This window comes from Streptomyces sp. NPDC088350, from assembly GCF_044753545.1.
Taxonomy (GTDB): domain Bacteria; phylum Actinomycetota; class Actinomycetes; order Streptomycetales; family Streptomycetaceae; genus Streptomyces.
This window is the reverse complement of sequence record NZ_JBIVNL010000004.1, coordinates 540432-561126: the sequence shown is the minus strand read 5'-3', so window position 1 is coordinate 561126 and position 20695 is coordinate 540432. Positions and strand designations below refer to the sequence as shown.

The window sequence follows — 20695 nt, the reverse complement described above, 5'->3', positions numbered from 1 at the left end:
GTACGTAGATACTGAAGTGGATCAGGCCGCTGCTGGTGAAGGCGTGCGGCGGCCTGAGCGGGCGATGGTCAGGAGGATCGCTGCCGCCAGCCCGTACAGCGCGACGGTGGCGGCCGTCCGGCCCGCGCCGTCCTTCTGCGGGGCGGGAACGTACAAGGGCCGAGTCTCGCGCAGGAGTTGGGAGGAGCCGGCCTCGACCGGGATCCATGACTCCGTCGTCGATGCCCCGGAGCCGGAGAACGTGGCGTAGACGAACCAGCGGCCGGACTCCGACACCGTGATGTTCCCCTGGTAGACGCCGTTGCCGGACGGCGTCAGGGGTGCGGTCAGCTTCTTCCCGGCGCGCCGTACGACAAGAGTGGCGCGATCCGAGGTGCTCCGCTCCGGAGTCACCGTGACGTCGACCCGGGATCCGCGCACCGTCGCCCGCCATTGGGCCTGGCCGGCATCAGTCCCTTGGCCGGGGTCGTGTGCGGCCGCGCGCCCGGCCGACAGCAGGGGCAGCGTGAGCGTCAGCACGGCGACCGTGAGCCCGGCCGTCCGGATGGGAGGGAGCAGAGTCTGTGGCAGCCCCTCGGCGGCGAGCAAGATCAAGACCGAGCCCCCCAACGAGAGGAGCAGGGACGGGACGACCTGATCGGCCGCGACAGTCGTGCCGTGCGGCAGGACGGGAAGCAGCGGTACGTACGCCGCATGCACGGCGAGGGGAACGACGAGTGCCGACCACCACGGCGACGTACGCCACCTGCTGACCAGGTCGGCCACGAGGGCGACGGCGAGCACGGGCGGCACGATCGGCGTGGAGTGCCCGAGCCCGGCGAGGACCGGGATCACCGCGAGTCGTACGGCGGTGACGACCAGGGCCGCGCGTGTGACGGCCCACGGGCGTGTGTCGAACCGGCGGATCAGCACGATGGCCAGGGTCGTCCCGGCCGTGGCGGCGGGGAGGAACCAGACCGCCGAGAACTGCGGCACGTCGGACTCGTACTCCATGACCGGCGCCAGCGAGGCCGCGAGCACGAGCCCCCCGCCGAGCGTCATCGGCAGGCCTCCGCCCTCGGAGGCGATCGCCCGGAGCAGGGTGACGGCGAGGGCGAACGTCGCGATGACGGCGAGGAGGTGGGGCGGGCTCCAGAGCACCGCGTCGCGGCCGAACGCGGTGTGCCAGGCCGCGTCCGCCGGGGCCGAGATCCCGATGGAACCGGCGGATACGACCGCCCATCGCAGCAGAGGGTCCGTCGCAGCCCCACGGAGGCCGAGGCCCTGGCCGCGGATCCTCCCGATCCCCCACCACGCGGTGGCGGCGAGGGTCACCGTGAGGGAACCGTAGAGCAGCGCGTGCGGTGCGCTCCAGAAGGTGTCCCGGCCCACGTCGGTGTGCAGGGAGTCGTCCCAGTACATGCTGAACAGCGCCAGCAGCCCGCTGGCAGCCGCGGTGATGAGCCGGTTCATGGTCCTCGTCCGCTTTCGTGGTCGACGATGGCCGATACGGCGAGAATATACCCCCTGGGGGTATGGAGAAACCGGTGTGTCAGCTCAGCGCGCTGCCCTTCTTCCAGGTGGTCCAGCCGACGTTCCAGTCGCCGTAGCCGTTGTTGGTCGCCACCGTGTCGACGGAGTTGAAGACGGTGACCGGGTCGCCGAGGTGGACCTGGTCGTAGAACCAGTTGGCGTCGCTCGTACTCATGCCGATGCAGCCGTGACTGCCGTTGACCACGCCGAACTTGCCCGCGTTCCAGGGTGCCGCGTGGACATAGGTGCCGGACGGGGTGAGCTGGACGTCCCACTTCACCGAGCCGAGGTTGTATGCCTCGGGGCCGAAGATGCCGACGGTCGAGGAGTTCATGCGGATGGTCGGGACCTTGCTCAACACCACCATCGTGCCGTTCCAGGTCTCGAAGCCCTTCTTGCCGGCGGAGACCTTCAGGGTTCGCAGCGTTCTGCCGTTCTTCGCGACCGTCATGGTCTTCTTCCTGACGTCGACGGTGCTGGTCACGGCGTCGCCTATGCGGAAGTTCACGACGTGCTGCTGGGTGCCGTAGACCCCGCTGCCCGCGTCCACGCCCGCGAGGTCCATGCGCAGGGTGACGTCCGTGCCGGTCTTCCAGTACTTCTCGGGGCGGTAGTCGACGCGGTCCCTGCCGTCGCGGTCCTTCATCCAGCTCCAGGAGCCCTCGACCTCGGGGGACGCGGTGACCTTGAGCTTCCGTTCCACCGCCGCCTTGTCGCCGATCGGCTTGTTGAAGGTGATCGAGACCGGCATCGCGACGCCGACCTTCGTGCCCTTGTCGGGGTAGTACTCGCCGACGAAGCTGCTCTTGGCCGCCTCGGTGGTGAAGGAGGCGCTCTTGTTGAGAGCGGACCCGCCGGACGCCTTGCCATGGGCCCTCACCGTGTAGGTGGCGCCCGGGGCGAGCGGTGTTGTCGAGGTCCACACGGACTTGTCCTTCGACCAGGTGCCGGAGAGTGTGCCGGGGCCAGGGGATGTGACCGCGACAGTGGACAGGGAGCCGCCCTGAGCGCGCACGGTGACCTTCCGGCCGACCGGCACCTTCGCGTCGCCGTCGCCGGGTGCCACGGCTATCGCGGCCGGTCCGCCGTTCCTGCCGTCGCCGGCCGCCGTGTCCGCGCCGCTGTCCGCCTTGCCGCCGGCGGAGCTGCATGCGGCGAGGACGGCGACGGTGGCCGAGGTGAGCGCGAGCGATCGCGCGGTACGGCGGACCGGCCGTGCTGTCGGGCGCTGTCCCATGATGCTTCCTCTTCTTTACCTAATGATCTAAGTATGTTCGTAGACGATCGACGGACTCCTTCGGTTCCCCCGCGTCGGGGCGCTGCCGGTGCCGATTGTGGCGCGTGTCAGACTTCTTCCGCGGCTACTAAATTTTTTCGTAGTCTCGTCGGTTCCTGGTACCCCCTGGGGGTAGGATGCCGACTTCGGCGATCGGTACCCGCGACACAGGTGGAGATCATGGCGACACGGACAGCGCACAGCGGAGGCGGCACAGCCGTCCGCTGGACGTACGGCGTGTTCCTCACCCTCTGCGTCGCGCTGGCCGTGCTCGTCCACCACGAGACGTCCGCGACGGGAACGTCGTCGGCCATGTCGGGGTCGGTCCATGCCGGGCACGTGATGCCGGGTTCTGCCCAGGTCGTACACGTGATGGGCGGCGGTGCGGCAACGTCGGTCTCGGACGCCTCCTCGCACGACGTCGATAACGGTGGGTGCGCCATGTCCGGCATGCAGCACTGCACCACGGCGAGCGTCGACACCGTGCAGCTCGCCGTACCGGGCCAGAGTTCGTACGACCCCCTGGTGAGCCTGCGGCAGGCCGCGGCGGGACGCACACCCGGTGCACTGGTCGGCCGCGCTCCGCCAGACCTCTCCGTCCTCTCTCAACTGCGCCTATAGGCCGGGCCGGACGGCGCGCGATGTGCCGTCCCTCCGTGACCACATCGGCAGTTGCGATTCAGAGGACACAACGCAATGAACAGCATCAACCGACGCTCCGTCCTGCTCACCGGCCTGGGAGCCGCCGGAGCGGGCGCGCTCGCTGCCTGCAGCAGTGGCTCCGGCTCCGGCGGCGGCAACGCCTTGGTCAGCCCCACCGCCTCGGCCGTCACCGCCGCCGACATGAAGCGCAAAGCCACGGGACGGCGGAAGAAGGTCACCCTGACCGCGGCACCCGCGATGATCGACCTGGGCGGCGGGGTCATGCCCAGGACCTGGGCCTTCGACGGCCGTACCCCCGGCAAGGAGGTCCGGCTGTCCGCCGGTGACACTCTCGTCGCCGAGCTGTCCAACCAGCTCCCGAACAAGACCACCACGTCGATCCACTGGCACGGCATCGCGCTGCGCAACGACATGGACGGAGTGCCGCCCGCCGTCCAGACCGCCGTGCGGGCCGGTTCCACCTTCACCTACAGCTTCATCGCCCCCGACCCCGGCACGTACTTCTTCCACCCGCACGTCGGCGTCCAGCTCGACCGCGGCCTGTACGCCCCGCTGATCGTCGAGGACCCCAAGGAGCCGCTGTCGTACGACGACGAGTGGGTCGTCCTCCTCGACGACTGGCTCGACGGCGTCACCGGCACCCCCGACGACGCCTTGGCCGAACTCAAGCGCGGCATGGCCGACATGGGTGACATGAGCGGCATGGACATGGGTGGCAGTGCGAGCCCCAGCAGTTCGGACACCGGCATGGGCAACATGGGGGACATGGGCGGGATGGACATGGGCGGTTCCGCCTCTCCGTCCGCCTCGGCCTCCTCGTCCGGCGGCATGTCCAAGAAGTTCATGCTCACGGGCGCCACCAGCACGCTGCTCGGCGGCGACGCCGGCGACGTGACGTACCCGCACCACCTCATCAACGGCAGGGTGGCCGCCGACCCCGACGTCTACACCGGCAAGCCCGGCAAGAAGGTGCGCCTGCGGATCATCAACGCCGGCTCGGACACCGCCTACCGGGTCGCCCTCGGCGGCCACAAGCTGACGATCACCCACACCGACGGCTTCCCGGTCCAGCACCAGGAGGTGGATGCCCTGCTGGTCGGCATGGGGGAGCGGTACGACGTCCTCGTGACCCTCGGCGAGGGAGTCTTCCCGCTTGTCGCTCTGGCCGAGGGCAAGAACGCCAACGGCCTCGCCCTGGTGCGTACGGGCTCCGGGAGCAAGCCGTCTGCGACCGTCCGGCCGAAGGAACTCAGCGGCATGATCATGACGGCGTCCCAGCTGCAGGCCACCGACGACGTACGGCTCAAGTCCGCCAAGACCGACGTCACGCACCGGATCAAGCTGACCGGCAACATGATGAAGTACAACTGGTCCATCAACGACACCCCGTTCGACATGAACAATCCCGAGGCGCACCCGATCGTCATCGAGGAGGGTCAGCGCGTACGGCTCGACTTCGTCAACACGACCGAGATGTGGCACCCGATGCACCTGCACGGCCACACGTACCAACTCGGTGCCACCGGCCCGCGCAAGGACACCGCGATCGTGCTGCCCAAGAAGACGGTGTCCGTGTTCCTCGACGCCGACAACCCGGGCCAGTGGATGCTGCACTGCCACAACGCCTACCACGGTGAGGCCGGCATGATGGCGAACGTCGCCTACAAGGCCTGACGCTCTCCGCTCATCGCTCGGGTGCGCTCATCGCTTCGAGGTGGGCGCGCCCGCATCGGTGCGTATACGAAGGCCGCGCCCGGAAGCGGGCGTGAAATCCCCCCGGCGGGACGCGAGTTCACGGCGACGACCGTAGCCGCCGGTTCATGGCCCATCGACGGGCGAGGTACCGCCTGACAACGCTGGCCGCCCTCGGCGCGGCCCCAGCATGCGCGAGGGCCACCTTCCCCGGACTCGGATACTGTCCCGGCAAGGTGGCCCGTTGTGACATCAGCGCGCGTCAGAGCACGCGCACCGCGCCGGTCGGCGGGTCCCAGGAGAGGGGCCTTTCGACGATGCCCGTGGACGGGTTCTCGGCTCCTACGAAGTTGCCGCCGCCGACGTAGAGCGCCACGTGGTAGGCGCCGCTGCCGGCGGAGCCCCAGTAGAGGATGTCGCCCGGCTGGAGGTTGCTCAGCGAGACCGGGGTGCCCGCGGTCGACTGGTCCTGGGACACCCTCGGGAGGCTGATGCCCGCCTGCTTGAACGCGGCTTGGAGCAGGCTGGAGCAGTCCCAGGAGTTGGGGCCGGTGGCGCCGAGCACGTAGGCGTCGCCGATCTGTGCCTTGGCGAAGGCGATGACAGCGGCCGCCGAACCCGTGGCCGTCGACGAACTCGACGAACTCGACGAACTCGACGAACTTGAGGAACTCGACGAGGCGCTGGAGGCCGTGGAAGCGGCCAGGGCGGTCCGCTCGGCGCTGCGGGAGGTGGCCTGCTCGGCGGCGGCCTTGCGGGCCGTCTCGGCCTTCTTCTTGGCCTCCGCCTTCTTCTTCGCGTCGGCGAGGTCCGCCTTGGCCTGCTTGGCGGCCGTGGCCGTGGCCGCGTCGCGCTCCGCCTGCAGCTCGTAGTTCGCGGCGGCCTGCTGCGTGGCGTCCGCGGACTGGGCGACCTGCGTGGCCAAGTCGGCCGTGAGGGTGGGCAGTTCGAGGGTCTGCGTCACCGGCTCGGCGGCGTTCGCCACGCCGGACGCCCCGGCCATCGCCAGGGTGCCGAGGACGCCACTGGCAACTCCGGCCCGCACTGCCATTCTCGACGTGTTGCGGCTGGGTTTCCTGTGGCTTGGTATCTGAGCGGTGTGGGACATGAGGACAACTGGTACCAGGGTGTCCCTCATGTCTTCAAGGGACGTGTGGTGCGCCACATGTGTCCAGCGCGCGCCCCGAATTCCAGGTACGTCGCCCCTTATTGACGCCATAACGGGCATTGCGGGCCCTGCGTGCAAGCCTTCAACTAAGCACCTTCGTTGTTAGGTCCGAATTGCGACTGGCTTTATCACTGGCCGGGGTTGGTGGCCAAGCTCGGTTTATTCGAGCCCGAAGGTCATGTGACGCAGGTCACGATGTGAGAGACCCGTGGGAGAGGTGCCAAGCAGTAGTCGCCGCTGATTGCGTTCGGCGGGATGGGCGGCACAACCTACGCGTCCGCCGGGCATGTCGATCACGTCCCAGCCGAGTTTGATCCCCGGCCGCGTGATGACCTCGTGGCAGGGGCAGCCGAGTGACTCCCGCCCGACGGCCGGCACGATCCGGCCGGCGTGGGTGGTGCGGGTGTCGATGTCGAGCTTCAGGGCGGGACATTGGCGCAGCTCGTGCTCGAACGAGTAGACGGCGTTGGCTTGAGGGTGCCCCGCCAGATGGTCGGCCCCGTGGCGAACACGCGGCCGTGGACGCTGGCGCCGGGGATCATGAGCAGGGGTGGGCCGCTGCCGCGCTTCTCGTGGTAGAGCTGGGCGCCGGGAACGTCGAGGACGCTCATCGTCTGTCGTCTCCGGTCTTCGAGCCGAGCTTTGCCGGGGCGGCGCGGCCGAGTTCGTCATCATGGGGCTCGTCCGGCACGGCCTGGCTGACAGGTGCCGGGCGCCGCTTGCGGCGGCGGATCGCGAGACGGGCCGGGACGATGTGGGCGGCAATGGTGATGGCCTTCAGGAGGACGAGCGCCAGGACGGCGTTGGCAGCCCAGTCCGTCCACGGCGAGGTCGTCAGTACGGCACCGAACAGCCCCAGATGCACGGAGACGACCAGTACGCCGACGACGATGAGGGCAATCTTCTTGACGGGCCATCGGCCTTGGAGGGCCCCTGAGCCCTTCAGGCGCAGAGGCCCTGCTGCACCGTGGCCGGGCTCGGGCTCCGCCGCCTCGGGGCGTTGCCAGGTCACTGTCAGCTGATCGCGTCGACCCATCGTCTCGAGGCGTCCGGCGATGCCGGCTTGGATCTGCCGCAGGTTGTCCTCGTCGGTGGCTTCGGCGCGCAGCGTCAGCGTGTTCTGGGTGGCCTGCATGGTGCACTGCCCCCGGGCGAACCTGATGACTCCGTGAGTGTCGGACCATTCGGTGTGCTCCACCTTGGGAGGCGCGTCGCCGCCACCTTGGGCGCGCGGTCGGTAGTGCGGGCGTCGGCCCATCTGGTCGGAGTGTCGGCAGAGTTGAGTGAGATACCGGCTCGCGCGGTCGGTCGAGATACGGGCTTCGGAGGTCGGCAAGGCGTTCCTTTCCGGAGATGCCAGCCGCAGGGCGGGCGCCTTCGTGCGTTCGGAATCGGCACGCATGGGCATCGACGGGCTCCCATGCCGCTGCACGACGCGCCCTGCGGAGTTCAGGTCCTGGTGAGGGCGACCAGCCAGGCCCGGATGCCGTCCGGGTCGGTGGTGATGTCGATCGTGGCCGGTTTGAGCGAGTCGATGCGCCACCCGTCGGTGAACGCGGCTCCGATCTCGCCCCGCGTCACCCGCCGCGGCCCCTGGCTGCCCGGCTGCCGATCGCTGAAGCACAGCATGAAGTAGCGGCCGCCTGGCCGGACCGCGGACCGCAGGCTCCCCGCGAAGGCGGCGCGGTCGTCGTCGCTGAAGATGTGAAACAGCCCGCAGTCGAGCACGGTGTCGAACGACTCCCCGAGATCGGCCAGCTTCAGGGCGTCGTGGAGGCGGAACCGCGCCCTGAGTTCTCGGTCGCGTGCCTTCTCCCTGGCGGTGTCCAGCGCGTTGCCGGCGAGGTCGACACCTGTGGAGTCCAGACCGAGGCCGGCAGCCATGAGCGTGTGCTCACCGGTCCCGCAGCCGACGTCCAGCACTCGGCCCCGGACGGCCCCCTCGTCGGCGAGAGCGAGGAAGGCCCGCTGAGGTCGACCGATGTCCCACGGCGGGGGGCTGGCATACAGCTCCTCGGGCTTTGACCAATGCCCGGCCCCGGAATGGAGGTAGGGAGATATTCCGGTCATGTGCATGCCCTTCCTGCCTGTCGCGTCTGATCGCTCAGGGTGGAATGCCCACCGCTGGGAGGGTGGCATCAGTTTTATCAATACACTCTGTCTATTTCAAGTCGAAGTGTCTTTCTCATGTCGCCATGTATGCCAAACGCCGAACCGCGCAGCGAAACGCGAGCGACGGTTCACGGTCCAGGAGTCGAGGCACAAGCCGGCTCTGACGGGTGCCACGGCAAGCGCGGCACCAACCACCAGGCGCACGATCTCGACGTGCCGGCCGCTACAGCTTCATCGCCTCCGCTCCGGTCCCAGGCGGTCGAACCCGACGGCGAGGAGGAATGGGCCGGCGGCCGGATGCGACAGCAACCCGGCCTGGGTCGGTCAGTCTTCGAGTTCGTGGCGGACGCGCCGGGATGGGCTGAAGGTGTAGAGGTCGAGGGTGTCGGGCGCCTCGGCGAGGCCGGGGCCGCCGTTCCTGACCCAGGTGGTGATGTCGGCAGCGGCGTCGGGGTCGTTGACCTGGCCGAGCCAGACCGGGCGTCCGCCGGCCTTGCGGCCTTCGGCGGAGGGCTGGATGACGATGACGTTGGCGCGCTCGCACGCGTCCAGACAGTCGGTGCGCCGCACCATCGCGACTCCGGACAGTTGGGTGCGCAGGTCGGTGAGCTGGGCTTCGTGGTCCAGGCGCGGCACCTTGGCCGGGGTGCCGCAGCAGCACCCGCGGCAGACGGTGACGGTGGGCCGGGACGTATTCGGGGTGGGTGCGGCCTTCTTGGCGCGGCGGCTCACCGCGTGTCCTGTGCGGCGCGGTTCCAGGCGGCGTCGCGCAGCAGCCGCAGTCCGTTGAGGCCGACGATGACGGTCGAGCCCTCGTGGCCGAGAACGCCGAGGGGCAGCGGCAGATGGCCCGCGAGGTCCCAGACGACCAGGCCCGAGATGAACACCGCGGCGATGACCAGGTTCTGCACCACCAGCCGGCGGGCCGTTCGCGACAGGCTCACGACGGTGGGGACGGTGACGAGTTCGTCGCGGACGATGACAGCGTCGGCGGTCTCCAGGGCGAGGTCGGAGCCCGCACGGCCCATGGCGATGCCGGTGTGGGCGGCGGCCAGGGCGGGGGCGTCGTTGACACCGTCGCCGATGACCAGCACCTTGCGCCCCCGGGCCTCCAGGCGCCGTACGACGTCGACCTTGTCCTGGGGCAGGAGGCCGGCGTGGACCTCGTCGCCGGTGATGCCCACCTCGGCGGCCAGGCGGGCGGCGGCGCGCGGGTTGTCGCCCGTCACCAGCATCGGGGTGCTGCCGGTCAGAGTGGTCAGGGCGGCGACGGTCGCGGCGGCGTCAGGCCGCAGCCGGTCGGCGACGCCCAGCACGCCGACCGGGACACCGTCACGCAGGACCACGACGGCCGTGCGGCCGTAGTCCTCCAGGTCGGCCGCGATCTCGGCCGCGCGTACCGAAGCGGTGTCGTCGCTGCCGTCGAGGAGACGGGCGGGTGCGCCGACCGCGATCGTGTGGCCGTCGACGGTGGCGGTGACACCGACACCAGGAGCGGAGGTGAAGTCCCGCATGTCGGCGATGGCCTGGCCCCGGGTGCGGGCGGCGTCGACGACGGCGCGGGCCAGGGGGTGTTCGCTGGGGCGCTCGGCGGCGGCCGCCAGTGCCAGCAGGCTGTCCTCGTCCAGTCGGGAGCCGTGCACGGGCAGGGTACGGATGTCGGTGACGCGGGGGGTGCCCTCGGTGAGGGTGCCGGTCTTGTCGAGTGCGACCGCGTCGACCTGCCCGAGACGCTCCATGACCACGGCGGACTTCACCAGGACGCCGTGGCGTCCGGCGTTGGCGATGGCCGAGAGCAGCGGCGGCATCGTCGCCAGGACCACCGCGCACGGCGAGGCCACGATCATGAAGGTCATCGCGCGCAGCAGCGAGCCGGTGAGATCGGCGCCGAACGCGAGGGGGCCCAGGAAGACGGCCAGGGTCGCGAGGACCATGCCGAGGCTGTAGCGCTGCTCGACCTTCTCGATGAACAGCTGGGTGGGCGCCTTGGTCCCGGAAGCCTCCTCGACCATGGCCACGATCCGGGCGACCACCGAGTCGGAGGCGTCCCGCTCGACCTGGACCCCCAGGGCGCCGGTGCCGTTCAGGGTGCCGGCGAAGACCTCGTCCCCGGTCTCCTTCGCGACCGGCAGCGGCTCGCCGGTGATGGTGGCCTGGTCCACCTCGCCGGCCCCGGCGACGACGCGGCCGTCCGCGCCGACCCGCTCGCCGGGGCGGATGAGGATGGTGTCCCCGACCACCAGGTCCTCGGTCGCGACGCTCTCTTCGCTCCCGTCGTCGGCCAGTCGGGTCGCGGTGGCCGGGGCGAGATCGAGCAGCCCGCGGACCGCGTCCTGGGTGCGGGCGGTGGCCAGCGCCTCCAGCGCGCCGGAGGTCGCGAAGATGACGATCAGCAGTGCACCGTCCATCACCTGCCCGATCGAGGCGGCACCGATCGCGGCCACGATCATCAGCAGATCGACATCCAGCGTCTTCTCCCGCAGTGCGATCAGCCCGGACCACGCCGGTTCCCAGCCGCCCGTGAGGTAGATGGCGGCGTACAGCGGGCCCGACGCCCAGGCGGGCGCGCCGGTCAGCTGGAGCGGCAGTGCGATCAGGAACAGCACCAGCGCCGCGGCCGCCCAGCGCGCCTCGGCCAGGGCGAACACCCGGGTACGCCGCTTCGGCGCCGTACGTGAGGCGGCCGCAGTGACCCGAACGGGGCGCTGGAGCAGATCGGAAGGCATGACAAAACAACCCTTTCAGGGCGGAAGGCGGCGACACCTCCACCGTACAGGAACATCTGAACAGGTCTTCACATGTCACCGGTAGGATGGGGACATGGGTCACGGAGCCGACGGCAAGAACCACGCCAGCCCCCGCGAGCGCCTTGACGCGGCGGGGGCCACCGACGTCGCCGCCACCCTCCAGGCCCTGGCCACCCCTTCGCGCCTCTACATCCTGGCCCGCCTCCAGGAAGGCCCCTGTGCGGTCGGCGACCTCGCCGAGGCCGTGGGCATGGAAGCCTCCGCCTGTTCCCACCAACTCCGCCTGCTGCGCAACCTCGGGCTCGTCACCGGAGAACGCCGGGGCCGCTCCATCGTCTACACCCTCTACGACAACCACGTCGCCGAACTCCTGGAACAGGCCCTCTTCCACGTCGAGCACCTGCGGCTCGGCCTGCGCGATGTCCCCGCGGCCGAAACGGAGCCGGTCGCGGAGCGACGGCAGGCGGTCACGTCCGGCGGCTCTCACAAATGAACATCTGTGAGAGTGCTGCGGCAGGCCCGGAGTGGTCGCGTTTCCGCAGGTCACCGTTCACATGAGTCCCCTCGGAACCTCCACGTTGTGCGTCGGGGTTCCGACAGGATGCCGCCATGGATCTTGCGCCCGATCAGGCCGCATGGGCGGTATGACGTCACGACCGCCCTGACTGTGACGCGTCCGCCGGGAGCGCCTGCCGCACCCGAGTAGTCCTCGTCTCCGCGCTCCGAGAGAAACGGCATATCCCCGCCGAGCCGGCTCCCCGGCCACGCGTGGAAGCAGGGCCCGCGCTCACCGTCGTGCCCGCGCCCCGCACCGAGCGACCGCTCGCCCCGGGCCGCCGATTCAAGGAGGCTCTCCCCGAGACGCCGGTCGTCTTCACCGTCCACGAACTCAAGCGCCTCGCGGGCAACGCCGCCGATCTGGTGACGCTCTCCATCGAGTTCGCCGTAGCGTTCAAGGACACGGGTGTTGGGCCGGCCGCGCCTGACCGGTCGACCGCACCTTTCCGTGGGGCGATCTGCTCCCGTCCCAGTGGTCCATCGGGCTGAAGAGGCCTTCGAGCCCCCCTGTCAACGCACGGCAGACAGCCTATGTATCTTAGGGACTAAGTTGATTAGTAGGATGTCGATGGTGATCGGCTATGCGTGCGGAAGGCCGGGTGAATGGCGAGCCCCTTTGCGACCGCCCAGCCTCGGACACCGTGTCTCGGCGGGGCGGTGGCCTTGCTGAGGCTGTACCGCATCCCGCCGACGCCCTCTGCTGGTGCTTCGGCGGTTCCCCTTTCAGGTGTGCCTCGCGGACTCCTCGTCCTGGGCTTTCTCCCCGACGGGGCGTCCACTCACGGGCTTCGGCGACGGCCCGGCGCCGCGGCGGCAGGCGGACTGACGGTGGCAATTCCTCTCGGCGTTCCCTGTCTCGCCCCATGTGAAGGAAGCCTGTTCATGACCTCCACACCTTCCCGCAAGGCTCCGGCAGCAGGAGCGACCAAGATCGAGAGGCGCCGTGTCGCGGCGGCCGAGAAAGCCGCCGCAGCACGGCGTGCCGAGCAGCGGGCGCGGCGGCTGCGCTGGGGCGGTACGGCCCTGGCCGTGTCGGTGGTCGCGGCCGGCGGGATCTTCTTCGCAACCCGCGGCGGTTCCGGCGGCTCGTCCAGCGGGTCGGCGAGCCGGCCCTTCGTGGGAGGGGACCTGCACACCGTTTCGGTCGTGGGCAGCCGTCTCTTCGTCGGCGGGCACGAGGCGGCTGCTGCTTCCGGGAACGGCGGCCGCACCTGGCGGGAGGTGCCGTCGTTGCGCGGGGCGGACCCCATGGGATGGGCGCGGACTCCGGGCAGCGTACTCGTGGGCGGGCACCCGGGGCTCTACCGGTCCACCGATGGCGGAGCGACGTTCACCAAGGTGACCGGCGCGGGCGCGGTGAGCGATGTGCACGGCATCGGTGCCAGCGGCAACACCGCCTACATCGCTTCCCCTGTGTCCGGGCTGCTCGCCTCCAGCGACGGTGGCAAGAGCTGGAGAACGGTCAACGCTCAGGCGGGGCGCTCGGTCATGGGCACCATCCTCGTCGACCCGAAGGACCCGCAACGGCTGATCGCTCCCGACATGGCCAGTGGGCTGCAGACCAGCAGTGACGGTGGCAAGACCTGGAAGAGCCTGGGCGGCCCACTTGGCGTGATGACCGTCGCCTGGAATCCCAAGGACATCAACCAGATCGTCGCCGTGGGCATGAACGGCGCCGAGTTGAGCACCGACGGCGGAAAGACCTGGAAGCAGGTCGACCTGTCGAAGGGCGCCAGCGCGATCGGCTACGACGCCACCGGAAGCACCCTGTACGCGGGCGTGCTCGACGACCAGAACGCCCGCACCGACCGCAGCACCGACGGCGCCACCACCTGGAAGGCCACGGCGTGACGACACCACCGACCGGGCGAGACGCCGCTCTGGACGGCAGCCCCGGTCCGGAATCCGCCACGGCAGCCGAGGAAACCGGCCGGACCTCCCGCCGCAGGCTGGACCCGCTGCTGTCGGCGATGGCCGTCACGGTGGCACTTGCCCTGGCCGTTGCGGCTGTGATGGCCTTGCGGGACCGGTCTGGCGGCGGTGGTGGGGTCGCCTTCGGCGCGGTCGCGAGCAGCGCCGCCCCCGCCGTCACGCCTCCCGTCGCCCAGGTGCGACCCGTGCACAAGGCCCTGCACGACATCGATTCCGTCTGCCGGACCAAGGGCCAGAGAAGTGAGCAGATGTCGCTCGCCCGGGACGTCGACACGGTCATCACCTTTTCCCGGCGCTATCCCGACGCCCGCTTTCCGATCGACGGCGAGACCGGCACCACCCTCTCCCTGCTCCTGGTCACCCGGCAGGGGCTGCGCGACTGCGCGCCCGGCCTCGCGGCTCGCGTGAATCAGGCCCTGCCGCTCGACTTCCGCGGCCCCGTCGCCACGCCCTCGTGACGGCGCCCACCACGCTTCGGACAGCAACCAGGAGGAGCAACTGAGGGGGACGGGAGCGGGTGCGTGGGCGCCTGCTGTCCGAGGGTGGGCTCACAGGCTCACAGGCTCACAGGCACCCAGGCCGCGCCCGTGCGGAGTGGGCACGCTGTCCGGACAGTCACCAACGGCCCGGCGTCGCCCCGCACGTCTCTTGGGCACCGTCCCGAGTTCCAAGGCCAGCAACAGGCCGAGCCCTTGCCCCGCCTTCCGACCGGGTCAACGCGACGTCGCGGTCGTGGATCCGGGCGGGCCGGAGGGCGGGTGGCCGACACCTGTCGGGACAGCTGGGCCGATCGCGGGCAGCGTGAGCGAGACGGTCACTGTGGTCGCGGTTACGGCGGTGCAGGCGCGACAGACGGATCAGGCGGCGCACTCGTACGGCGGCCGTTGATCCGCCTGCCCCGAGGCCGACGGCGGGAGTGCGGGCCGTGGCCCGGGTCAGCAGTGCCGGACAGGGTCCCTTGATCGGGTGATCTTCAGACGCTCGTCTGCCTAAATTCCTTAGGAGATACGTAGATTGGTGAGTCGCCCACTCCGCGACGCCGGGTTGAGGAGAGGTGTCTGCGAAGAAGAGGAGCCATCCATGTGAATGTGCCCCCTCGCCCCGCGCCGGACTCATCGCCGGGGCAGTTCTGGGACTGCTGGGGAACATGCGCGTACTCGTCTCCGTCGGCCGGACGATCGGGACGTCGGGGCGCGCTCAGTGGCCGGAGTGCCGCGGGCCGTGATCGTGCTGGTGTGGCGAAAACGGGTGTTCCGGACCGGGGTGCATGGTGCGCAGCCCGGACAACGTCACCGTGACCAGACGGTCGGTTGCCGCGTCAGAGGGCAGAGTGGTGGCTGCCGCCAGAGCGTGCAGGCAGTAGGTCGCGAGCTCGTCGGGTGCGACGTCGTCGCGGAAGTCGCCGGCTTGTGCGCCTTCGGCCAGCAGGTCCCGGATCATCTCGTGGAGCTGCTGTTCCGCTTGGACGATCCGTTTGTCCCGGTGCAGGAACGCTGAGAGTTCGTTGCCGTGGTGTCCGCGCGAGTGGCGTGAGATGTGGGCGAACGCCCGCAGGACCGCCTCGAGTTGGGCGCCGGCTCCGACGGTCCGATCGCGGATCTCGGCCAGTTGTTCCAGGTGCTCGGAGACCTGGTGGTCGTGCCAGGCGAGCAGGATCGCCTCGACGTCCGGGAAGTACTTGTACAGCGTGGCCCGGCCGATGCCGACCTGTCCGGCGATCTGCGACATGGTCACCGACCGCACTCCGTGCTCGGCGGCCAGCTCGGCCGTGGTGGTCAGAATCGCGTCGCGCACCGCACGCCGGTGCGCCTCGATCGTCTCGTTCCACAGCTTCGGCATCGCATCAGTGTACGGGGTGGCGGTGTCGATACATCCTGTCGAGTCAATGGACGTGGTGTCTCGCAAATGGCGGGATCGCGCGACTTCCGCCCTGTGGGCCCCAGGTCCCGCCCGGCGCCGGCGCGAGCGGGGACCGGCGACGTCCTTGATCGAGGCGCTGCCCCAGTCCCCCCCAAGGGGCCTTCTGGTCAGAGCGTCTCCGGGGTGATCGGTAGCGGCACTGGGGACCCGGCAGATCTGTACGTCCCTGCAAGCGGACCTGGATCAGACCCGGACACCGAACTCGAACGGGCCGCCGATGGTGCTCATCGACTCGTACCGGACGACCGTGCCGGTCCGGGGGGCGTGCAGGATCTGCCCGTTGCCCGCGTAGAGGCCGACGTGATGCAGATCGCCGAAGAAGAACACCAGGTCGCCCACCTGGAGGTCGCTCTGTGAGTAGATACGCGTACCGATGTTGGCCTGCGCCTGCGACGTGCGCGGTATGGAGACACCGGCCTGCGCGTACGCCCAGGAGGTGAGCCCCGAGCAGTCGAAGGAGCTGGGGCCGGAGGCGCTGTACACGTACGGCGTACCGATCTTGGTCTGCGCGGACTGGAAGGCGGCACCTGCCCGACCGGAGGCCGGCTTCGTGTCGCCCATCACGCTGCGTGCGCTGGCGCGACTGGCCCGCTCCTCCTTGGCGGCCAGCGCGGCCTTCTCCTGGGCGGTCAGGGTGTTGAGGAGCTTTTGCGCCTGGCCGAGCTTCGCCTGGACCTCTTTCTTCTTCTTGCCCAGCTCCGTGCGGGTGTCTGCGAGGTCCTTGAGCTTGGTGGAGGCTTCCTGGCGCTGCTGGGCGAGCACACGTTGCTTCTCCTGGACCTTCTTCAACTGCTCGATCTGCTGGGCGCTCAGTTGGTCGAGTGTGGACGCCTTGTCGAGGTAGTCGTCCGGGTCGGAGGAGAGGAAGAGCTGGACCGACGGGTCGATGCCGCCGGTTCGGTACTGGGCGCTGGCCAGCGAACCGAGGCCGTCTCGCAGGGTGTTCAAGTCGCCTTGTCCGCGCGCGACCTTGTCCTGGAGATCGGCTATCTCCTTCTCGAGCTTCTTCTGCTTGTCCTTGGCCCCGTCGTATTCCTCGGTTGCCTTCTCTGCCTGCTCGTAGAGGGTGTCGGTCTTCGCCTTGACCTGGTCCTTGCTCGGTTTCGGTGCGGCCTGGGCGGCCTGGGATGTGAGGGCAACGGCTGCTGCGGCGGTCGCGGTGAGCACGGTCACACGGGTGCGGCTCGGCTGCTTGGGTCGACGGTGTGACGCCATGGAGGCGAGCTCCTTCTTCCTTCAGCCGCCTGCCAACGCGCCGGCGGGCGGGACCCTCCGCCGTCACTCCTGATGAGTGAACACCCGGACGGAGGTTCGACGCCTGAATCTACTAACCTTCTTACTAGTAGTTCAAATCCTCGTGAGGGCGTCTCTGTCCCAGGCCGCATTCTGTACATCCAACTCACTGGAGGCGCTGGCGTGGTGACGCTGCGTCGCATGACGGGTCTCGCGAATCGGAGCGTCCTGTGTGTTTGCCGTGATCAGCGCTTAAGCGGCTGCCGACCCGCAGGTCCCCACTGTGCGGTGGCCGCGTCGTCCGCCTCCTCGTCCATCAACAGCGGCCCTCTGTGCTCTCCCCTCTCGCGAAATGCGCCACCGATGAAGTTGAACTCCCACACTCGCCGTCGTCATCGTGGGCACCGCCGTACCCTCACTCGTGCTGGGGAGTGGCGACGATGCGGCCGGTGCCAGGTCGATGCCTGCCAAGTTCTCCGACGGGTCGGAGCCGCCAGGGGGAAGCAGGAGCCCAGGTGGGACGGCAGGACCAAGGTGCTCGGAGACGGCTCCATGTCGTACACCGGACGGCGGCCCGACCAGGCTCAGCAGGCGCCGCTCAAGCCCGGCCGGAAGCCGCCGCAGTTCGTCGCCTTCTCCTGGGGCGGAGGACTGCAAGGAGTGGGAGGACGGGGACGGGTCCTACTTCAGAGCCTGTCCAGCGCAGCCGGGCGCCCATGATCATCGGTAACCACTTCGAGAACTGTGGAACGGCGGCATCTACATGAAGGCCGTCGACGAGGTTGCCAAGAACGTCTGCGTCCGCAAGGACGTTAGCTGCGTGTCCTTCCGTGAACTGGCCGACTGGATGGACGTACAGAAGCCGGAGACCCTGGAGCGACTGCGCGGCCTGGACCCTGTCCAGTCGCCGGACTGGACGACCGTCGTCAAGTAGCCCGGGGCGGGGAGTGCGACACCGGTGGGGCGAGATCGCCGCACGAAACGGAGCTTCCGCCGGCTCTCCGGCAGAAGCCCGTCGTCAACGAGGGGCGGACGGTCCTCTGATGACTCGTGCAGCGCCCGCCCCGTGGCCGCGGAACTTCGGTCAGCCTGTCATGGTGGACTTCTTGCCGGACGGGGTGACGGCGTACCACATCTTTTCCTTGGCCTGGCCGTTCATCTGCCCGGCCTTCGTGTCGCCCATGTACCGGTACAGCGGCCAGCCGCCAAGGGTGAGCTGTTTCATGCCGTCCGTGCGGGCGACGGAGCCGAGGAGGGTCTTCGCCACCCCGTCCGTCTGGAGGGAGTCCTGTGCCATGACCGGCATCCAGGTCCTCGCGCAGTCGCCGGTGCACATCGACATGGACGGAGTCGCCTGGTCCATGTCGTAGCGGTAGAGGGTCATCCCCTTGTCGTCGGTGACCACGCTGCCCATGCCCTGGACGGTCTTGGTCATCAGCATGGTCGTGGTGGCCATGTGCCCGCTGGCGGAGTCACCCGTGGCGGCCGGTGTCGACGTCGCGGGAGCCGAGGTGGCCGTGGCGACCGGAGCGACGTTGGCCGGGCTCGTACTGGAGGAGTTCTCCTTCGAGCCGCTGCACGCCGCCAGCAGGAGCGTCGAGGCGAGCCCTGCGGCCGCGGCGAGGACGATACGTTGCCGGATCACGGCGTTTCCCTTCGTTGGGAGCTGGTTCTACTTACTCCCTTAGTACGTCGGGTAACTCCGGTCCGCTCAGGCGCTGATGTCACATGACCCACTCTTGACTCTTGACCGCGCCCGGCTGGTGGGTCGCCGTTGAGTCGGCTCAGTGCAGGTCGCGGGCCAGGGCCCCGATGGGGTGCAGCCCCTTGCCGAACCGCACGATCGCCTCCCGGTTGGCCTGGAGCTCGCGGTAGGGCAGGTGCCGCACCTTCAGGTCCGCGACCCGTGCTGCGGCTGGGACGGGAGGGAGTATCTCGGGTTGCCGGCAGGGCACGGCCGTGAGCTGCTGTCGTGCCCTGCCGTCGTCCGCGCTGCTCAGGCAGCCAACGGTCCTAATTTCTCGGGCAGTTCGTTGATCTCCTACTGCTTGCGGACTGCGCGGTCGTGCGCGCCGTCGACCTCTCGGAGCAGGTTCGTCTGGTTCTCGCGGATGCCGTTGCACTCCTCGTTGGGAGGCTCGGTCTCCGTGTAGAGCTTCTCCACCCGCTCGCGCACCTCGTCCTCCGAGGGCTCCGGCGCCGCCTGGCTCTGCGGCGGCAGTCGGCTCATGGCGCCGGCCTCTCCGCCGAGGGTGGCGATCCGGGCGCGGCCGGGCGGTTCCTGCCGTCAGGTCGGTGCCATGGCAGCGGGAGGTCGGTGAGAACTTAGTAGATTCCTAGGTCGTCGCAATCAGGTCTGCGGCACAGTGATCACGCACGCGGCCCGTTGGTCAAGGCTGCGGAGTGGGTCAGCCGAAGCCGGGCGGGCAGGCGACCAACAGCGGCAGCAGCGGGACCACCAAGGCCGCAGCGGCCACGGATCCCCACAGGGCGGGGTGCGCAGCCCTGCGCGGACCGAGGACCCGCTGCAGGCGGATGAGTACTGTGTGGCCACCCGCGGCGAGGGCACCCTTCGGGGCGCGCGCCGCGGCCATCTCGTACATGGCGGTGGCCAGCACCTCGTGGGAGTGGCGGCGCAGCGCCCGGTCGTCGGCGATCATCTCCAGCAGCAGTGCCGTCTGCTCCCGGGCGTGGCGGGCGAGCGGCACCCACTGGAAGACCGTATGGAAGGCCTCGACGGCGGCGAGGACCAGGTGGTGGCGGCCCGCGATGTGGGCCTGCTCGTGTTCCAGGACGGCGTCGAGCTGCTCGGGCGTCAGCCGGCGTACGGCCGCGTCGCTGATCACGATCCGGGGGTGACGGCCGGGAAGGCAGTACACGGCCGGGGTGTCGTACCGCAGGACGGTGGCGCACAGGCGGGCCGAGTGACGCCCCACCAGGTCCACGGCTTCCCGGTGTTGTGTCCGCGCCCGACGGGCTCGTACGACGTGGAAGACGAAGCTCGCGACGAGGGCGATCCCGATGGCGGCGGGAATGCCGGTGGCCAGCCGGTCGGCGGTGTCGGGACTGGGTTGTCCCGCCCCCTCGGTCAGTCCACAGGTGTGCAGCAGACCCAGGAGTCCCGCGTGCAGGTGCTCGGTCGGAGTGGCCAGGGTGGCCGCGGTGAGCGCGATGGCGATCGAGAACGAGACCGCCAGCGCGTGCCACACCGCCGCGGCCAGGGCGGGGGCCCGGTGCGTCCACCTGCTGCGCAGCAGCAGGTGCGGGGCGGCGAAGCCTACCGCTGCCGTATAGGCGACCAGGGCGGGGGCCGCGTTCACGGCTTCGCCTGTCGGCTCACGTTCCGCAGGGCCCTGCGCAGGGCGGCGACCTCTTCCTCGGACATGTTCTCGACGAAGTGGACCAGCGCGGCCGGGCGGTCCTTGCTCTCGCCCAGACCGTCCTCCATGAGTGCGGCCGAGTAGGCCTCACGGCTGCGGACCGGCGAGTACAGCCAGGCGCGACCGTGCTTGCCGCGCAGCAGCCAGCCCTTGTTGTACAGGATGTTGGTGACGGTCATCACGGTGGTGTAGGCGACCGGACGGATCTTGTTGATGTCGTCGACGACCTCACGCACGGTCGCCGGACGGTTCCACGTCCAGAAGCGATCCATGATCTCCGCCTCAAGATCCCCCAGCCGTCGCATGGACCTGACTTCCTTTCGCCACCGAATACGCAAACCCATAGTAGACGGCTGCCCTGTGAGGCTTGCAGGGCGGAGGCGGAAGGTCGCAGTCGCCCGGTCGGGTCGTGGCCCGCCTCGTCGATCGCCTCGCGCATCCGGGTGTCGTCGAGCGCGATTGCGGATCTCACGGCGTTCGCGCAGTGGCCGCACGTCATGCC

20 protein-coding genes and 1 pseudogene are annotated in these 20695 nt (G+C 69.5%); 7 read left to right on the top strand and 14 right to left on the bottom strand.

The annotated features are described in order from the left end of the window. Positions 1-21 precede the first annotated feature (21 nt). A complete protein-coding gene (locus ACIQBL_RS16455) occupies positions 22-1452 on the bottom strand; it encodes a hypothetical protein (protein WP_401941864.1) in 1431 nt (476 codons plus the stop codon). 79 nt (positions 1453-1531) lie between these two features. Next, positions 1532-2749 (bottom strand): Ig-like domain-containing protein, encoded by a 1218-nt coding sequence (locus ACIQBL_RS16450; RefSeq protein WP_401941861.1) that lies wholly within the window; start codon positions 2747-2749, stop codon positions 1532-1534. Positions 2750-2968: 219 nt separating this feature from the next. Here ACIQBL_RS16450 and ACIQBL_RS16445 point away from each other — a divergent pair, with 219 nt between their 5' ends. Both ACIQBL_RS16445 and ACIQBL_RS16440 read left to right on the top strand, forming a co-directional pair. Next, entirely contained in the window at positions 2969-3409 is a 441-nt protein-coding gene (locus ACIQBL_RS16445; RefSeq protein ID WP_401941858.1) for a hypothetical protein, read from the top strand. A gap of 75 nt (positions 3410-3484) precedes the next feature. Next, the gene (locus tag ACIQBL_RS16440) at positions 3485-5125 is read left to right on the top strand and encodes a multicopper oxidase family protein (protein ID WP_401941855.1); all 1641 of its coding nucleotides are present in this window, start codon (positions 3485-3487) and stop codon (positions 5123-5125) included. Positions 5126-5405: 280 nt separating this feature from the next. Here ACIQBL_RS16440 and ACIQBL_RS16435 read toward each other — a convergent pair whose 3' ends face one another. From ACIQBL_RS16435 to ACIQBL_RS16410, 6 genes are all read right to left on the bottom strand, one after another. Next, positions 5406-6251 carry a C40 family peptidase gene (locus ACIQBL_RS16435; RefSeq protein WP_401941853.1) on the bottom strand — a complete coding sequence of 282 codons (846 nt, stop codon included), beginning with the start codon at positions 6249-6251 and terminating at the stop codon, positions 5406-5408. 479 nt (positions 6252-6730) lie between these two features. Further along, positions 6731-6922 (bottom strand): hypothetical protein, encoded by a 192-nt coding sequence (locus tag ACIQBL_RS16430; protein ID WP_401941850.1) that lies wholly within the window; start codon positions 6920-6922, stop codon positions 6731-6733. Continuing rightward, positions 6919-7719 carry a DUF2218 domain-containing protein gene (locus ACIQBL_RS16425; RefSeq protein WP_401941849.1) on the bottom strand — a complete coding sequence of 267 codons (801 nt, stop codon included), beginning with the start codon at positions 7717-7719 and terminating at the stop codon, positions 6919-6921. The genes ACIQBL_RS16430 and ACIQBL_RS16425 overlap by 4 nt, the downstream gene beginning before the upstream one ends. A 41-nt stretch (positions 7720-7760) precedes the next feature. After that, on the bottom strand, positions 7761-8381 hold the full coding sequence (locus ACIQBL_RS16420) for a class I SAM-dependent methyltransferase (RefSeq protein ID WP_401941846.1): 621 nt from the start codon (positions 8379-8381) through the stop codon (positions 7761-7763). Positions 8382-8747: 366 nt separating this feature from the next. Then, positions 8748-9155, bottom strand: a complete 408-nt coding sequence (locus ACIQBL_RS16415; protein WP_401941843.1) for a (2Fe-2S) ferredoxin domain-containing protein — start codon at positions 9153-9155, stop codon at positions 8748-8750. After that, positions 9152-11149, bottom strand: a complete 1998-nt coding sequence (locus ACIQBL_RS16410; protein ID WP_401941841.1) for a heavy metal translocating P-type ATPase — start codon at positions 11147-11149, stop codon at positions 9152-9154. The genes ACIQBL_RS16415 and ACIQBL_RS16410 overlap by 4 nt, the downstream gene beginning before the upstream one ends. Positions 11150-11243: 94 nt before the next feature. On the opposite strand from ACIQBL_RS16410, the gene ACIQBL_RS16405 reads away from it, so the two are divergent. The 4 genes from ACIQBL_RS16405 to ACIQBL_RS16390 all read left to right on the top strand — a co-directional run bounded on the left by ACIQBL_RS16405 (position 11244) and on the right by ACIQBL_RS16390 (position 14118). Beyond that, positions 11244-11663 carry an ArsR/SmtB family transcription factor gene (locus tag ACIQBL_RS16405; protein ID WP_401941838.1) on the top strand — a complete coding sequence of 140 codons (420 nt, stop codon included), beginning with the start codon at positions 11244-11246 and terminating at the stop codon, positions 11661-11663. A gap of 275 nt (positions 11664-11938) precedes the next feature. Continuing rightward, on the top strand, positions 11939-12217 hold the full coding sequence (locus tag ACIQBL_RS16400) for a hypothetical protein (protein ID WP_401941836.1): 279 nt from the start codon (positions 11939-11941) through the stop codon (positions 12215-12217). Between the two features lie 393 nt (positions 12218-12610). Then, positions 12611-13579 (top strand): WD40/YVTN/BNR-like repeat-containing protein, encoded by a 969-nt coding sequence (locus ACIQBL_RS16395; protein ID WP_401941833.1) that lies wholly within the window; start codon positions 12611-12613, stop codon positions 13577-13579. Then, positions 13576-14118, top strand: a complete 543-nt coding sequence (locus ACIQBL_RS16390; protein WP_401941830.1) for a hypothetical protein — start codon at positions 13576-13578, stop codon at positions 14116-14118. Before ACIQBL_RS16395 ends, ACIQBL_RS16390 begins: the two co-directional genes overlap by 4 nt. A 739-nt stretch (positions 14119-14857) precedes the next feature. Here ACIQBL_RS16390 and ACIQBL_RS16385 read toward each other — a convergent pair. Beyond that, on the bottom strand, positions 14858-15499 hold the full coding sequence (locus ACIQBL_RS16385; protein WP_401941828.1) for a TetR/AcrR family transcriptional regulator: 642 nt from the start codon (positions 15497-15499) through the stop codon (positions 14858-14860). 264 nt (positions 15500-15763) lie between these two features. Continuing rightward, positions 15764-16795, bottom strand: a complete 1032-nt coding sequence (locus tag ACIQBL_RS16380) for an NlpC/P60 family protein (RefSeq protein ID WP_401941825.1) — start codon at positions 16793-16795, stop codon at positions 15764-15766. 722 nt (positions 16796-17517) lie between these two features. Here ACIQBL_RS16380 and ACIQBL_RS16375 point away from each other — a divergent pair. Beyond that, a pseudogene (locus ACIQBL_RS16375) lies at positions 17518-17747 on the top strand (hypothetical protein); the annotation flags it as partial. A gap of 150 nt (positions 17748-17897) precedes the next feature. On the opposite strand, the gene ACIQBL_RS16370 reads toward ACIQBL_RS16375, so the two are convergent. From ACIQBL_RS16370 to ACIQBL_RS16355, 4 genes are all read right to left on the bottom strand, one after another. Continuing rightward, positions 17898-18458, bottom strand: a complete 561-nt coding sequence (locus ACIQBL_RS16370) for a hypothetical protein (protein WP_401941822.1) — start codon at positions 18456-18458, stop codon at positions 17898-17900. Between the two features lie 396 nt (positions 18459-18854). Beyond that, the gene (locus ACIQBL_RS16365) at positions 18855-19043 is read right to left on the bottom strand and encodes a hypothetical protein (RefSeq protein ID WP_401941820.1); all 189 of its coding nucleotides are present in this window, start codon (positions 19041-19043) and stop codon (positions 18855-18857) included. A 178-nt stretch (positions 19044-19221) separates the two neighbouring features. Continuing rightward, positions 19222-20133, bottom strand: coding sequence for a M56 family metallopeptidase (locus ACIQBL_RS16360; RefSeq protein ID WP_401941818.1), 912 nt, complete (start codon positions 20131-20133; stop codon positions 19222-19224). Beyond that, positions 20130-20498 (bottom strand): BlaI/MecI/CopY family transcriptional regulator, encoded by a 369-nt coding sequence (locus tag ACIQBL_RS16355; RefSeq protein WP_362974169.1) that lies wholly within the window; start codon positions 20496-20498, stop codon positions 20130-20132. The genes ACIQBL_RS16360 and ACIQBL_RS16355 overlap by 4 nt, the downstream gene beginning before the upstream one ends. Positions 20499-20695 lie beyond the last annotated feature (197 nt).

Bases quoted from the DNA above. Each gene is read 5' to 3' on its own strand.
- ACIQBL_RS16455 (WP_401941864.1), bottom strand. From the start codon at position 1,452: ATGAACCGGCTCATCACCGCGGCTGCCAGCGGGCTGCTGGCGCTGTTC.
- ACIQBL_RS16450 (WP_401941861.1), bottom strand. From the start codon at position 2,749: ATGGGACAGCGCCCGACAGCACGGCCGGTCCGCCGTACCGCGCGATCG.
- ACIQBL_RS16445 (WP_401941858.1), top strand. From the start codon at position 2,969: ATGGCGACACGGACAGCGCACAGCGGAGGCGGCACAGCCGTCCGCTGG.
- ACIQBL_RS16440 (WP_401941855.1), top strand. From the start codon at position 3,485: ATGAACAGCATCAACCGACGCTCCGTCCTGCTCACCGGCCTGGGAGCC.
- ACIQBL_RS16435 (WP_401941853.1), bottom strand. From the start codon at position 6,251: ATGTCCCACACCGCTCAGATACCAAGCCACAGGAAACCCAGCCGCAAC.
- ACIQBL_RS16430 (WP_401941850.1), bottom strand. From the start codon at position 6,922: ATGAGCGTCCTCGACGTTCCCGGCGCCCAGCTCTACCACGAGAAGCGC.
- ACIQBL_RS16425 (WP_401941849.1), bottom strand. From the start codon at position 7,719: ATGCCCATGCGTGCCGATTCCGAACGCACGAAGGCGCCCGCCCTGCGG.
- ACIQBL_RS16420 (WP_401941846.1), bottom strand. From the start codon at position 8,381: ATGACCGGAATATCTCCCTACCTCCATTCCGGGGCCGGGCATTGGTCA.
- ACIQBL_RS16410 (WP_401941841.1), bottom strand. From the start codon at position 11,149: ATGCCTTCCGATCTGCTCCAGCGCCCCGTTCGGGTCACTGCGGCCGCC.
- ACIQBL_RS16405 (WP_401941838.1), top strand. From the start codon at position 11,244: ATGGGTCACGGAGCCGACGGCAAGAACCACGCCAGCCCCCGCGAGCGC.
- ACIQBL_RS16395 (WP_401941833.1), top strand. From the start codon at position 12,611: ATGACCTCCACACCTTCCCGCAAGGCTCCGGCAGCAGGAGCGACCAAG.
- ACIQBL_RS16385 (WP_401941828.1), bottom strand. From the start codon at position 15,499: ATGCCGAAGCTGTGGAACGAGACGATCGAGGCGCACCGGCGTGCGGTG.
- ACIQBL_RS16380 (WP_401941825.1), bottom strand. From the start codon at position 16,795: ATGGCGTCACACCGTCGACCCAAGCAGCCGAGCCGCACCCGTGTGACC.
- ACIQBL_RS16365 (WP_401941820.1), bottom strand. From the start codon at position 19,043: ATGAGCCGACTGCCGCCGCAGAGCCAGGCGGCGCCGGAGCCCTCGGAG.
- ACIQBL_RS16355 (WP_362974169.1), bottom strand. From the start codon at position 20,498: ATGCGACGGCTGGGGGATCTTGAGGCGGAGATCATGGATCGCTTCTGG.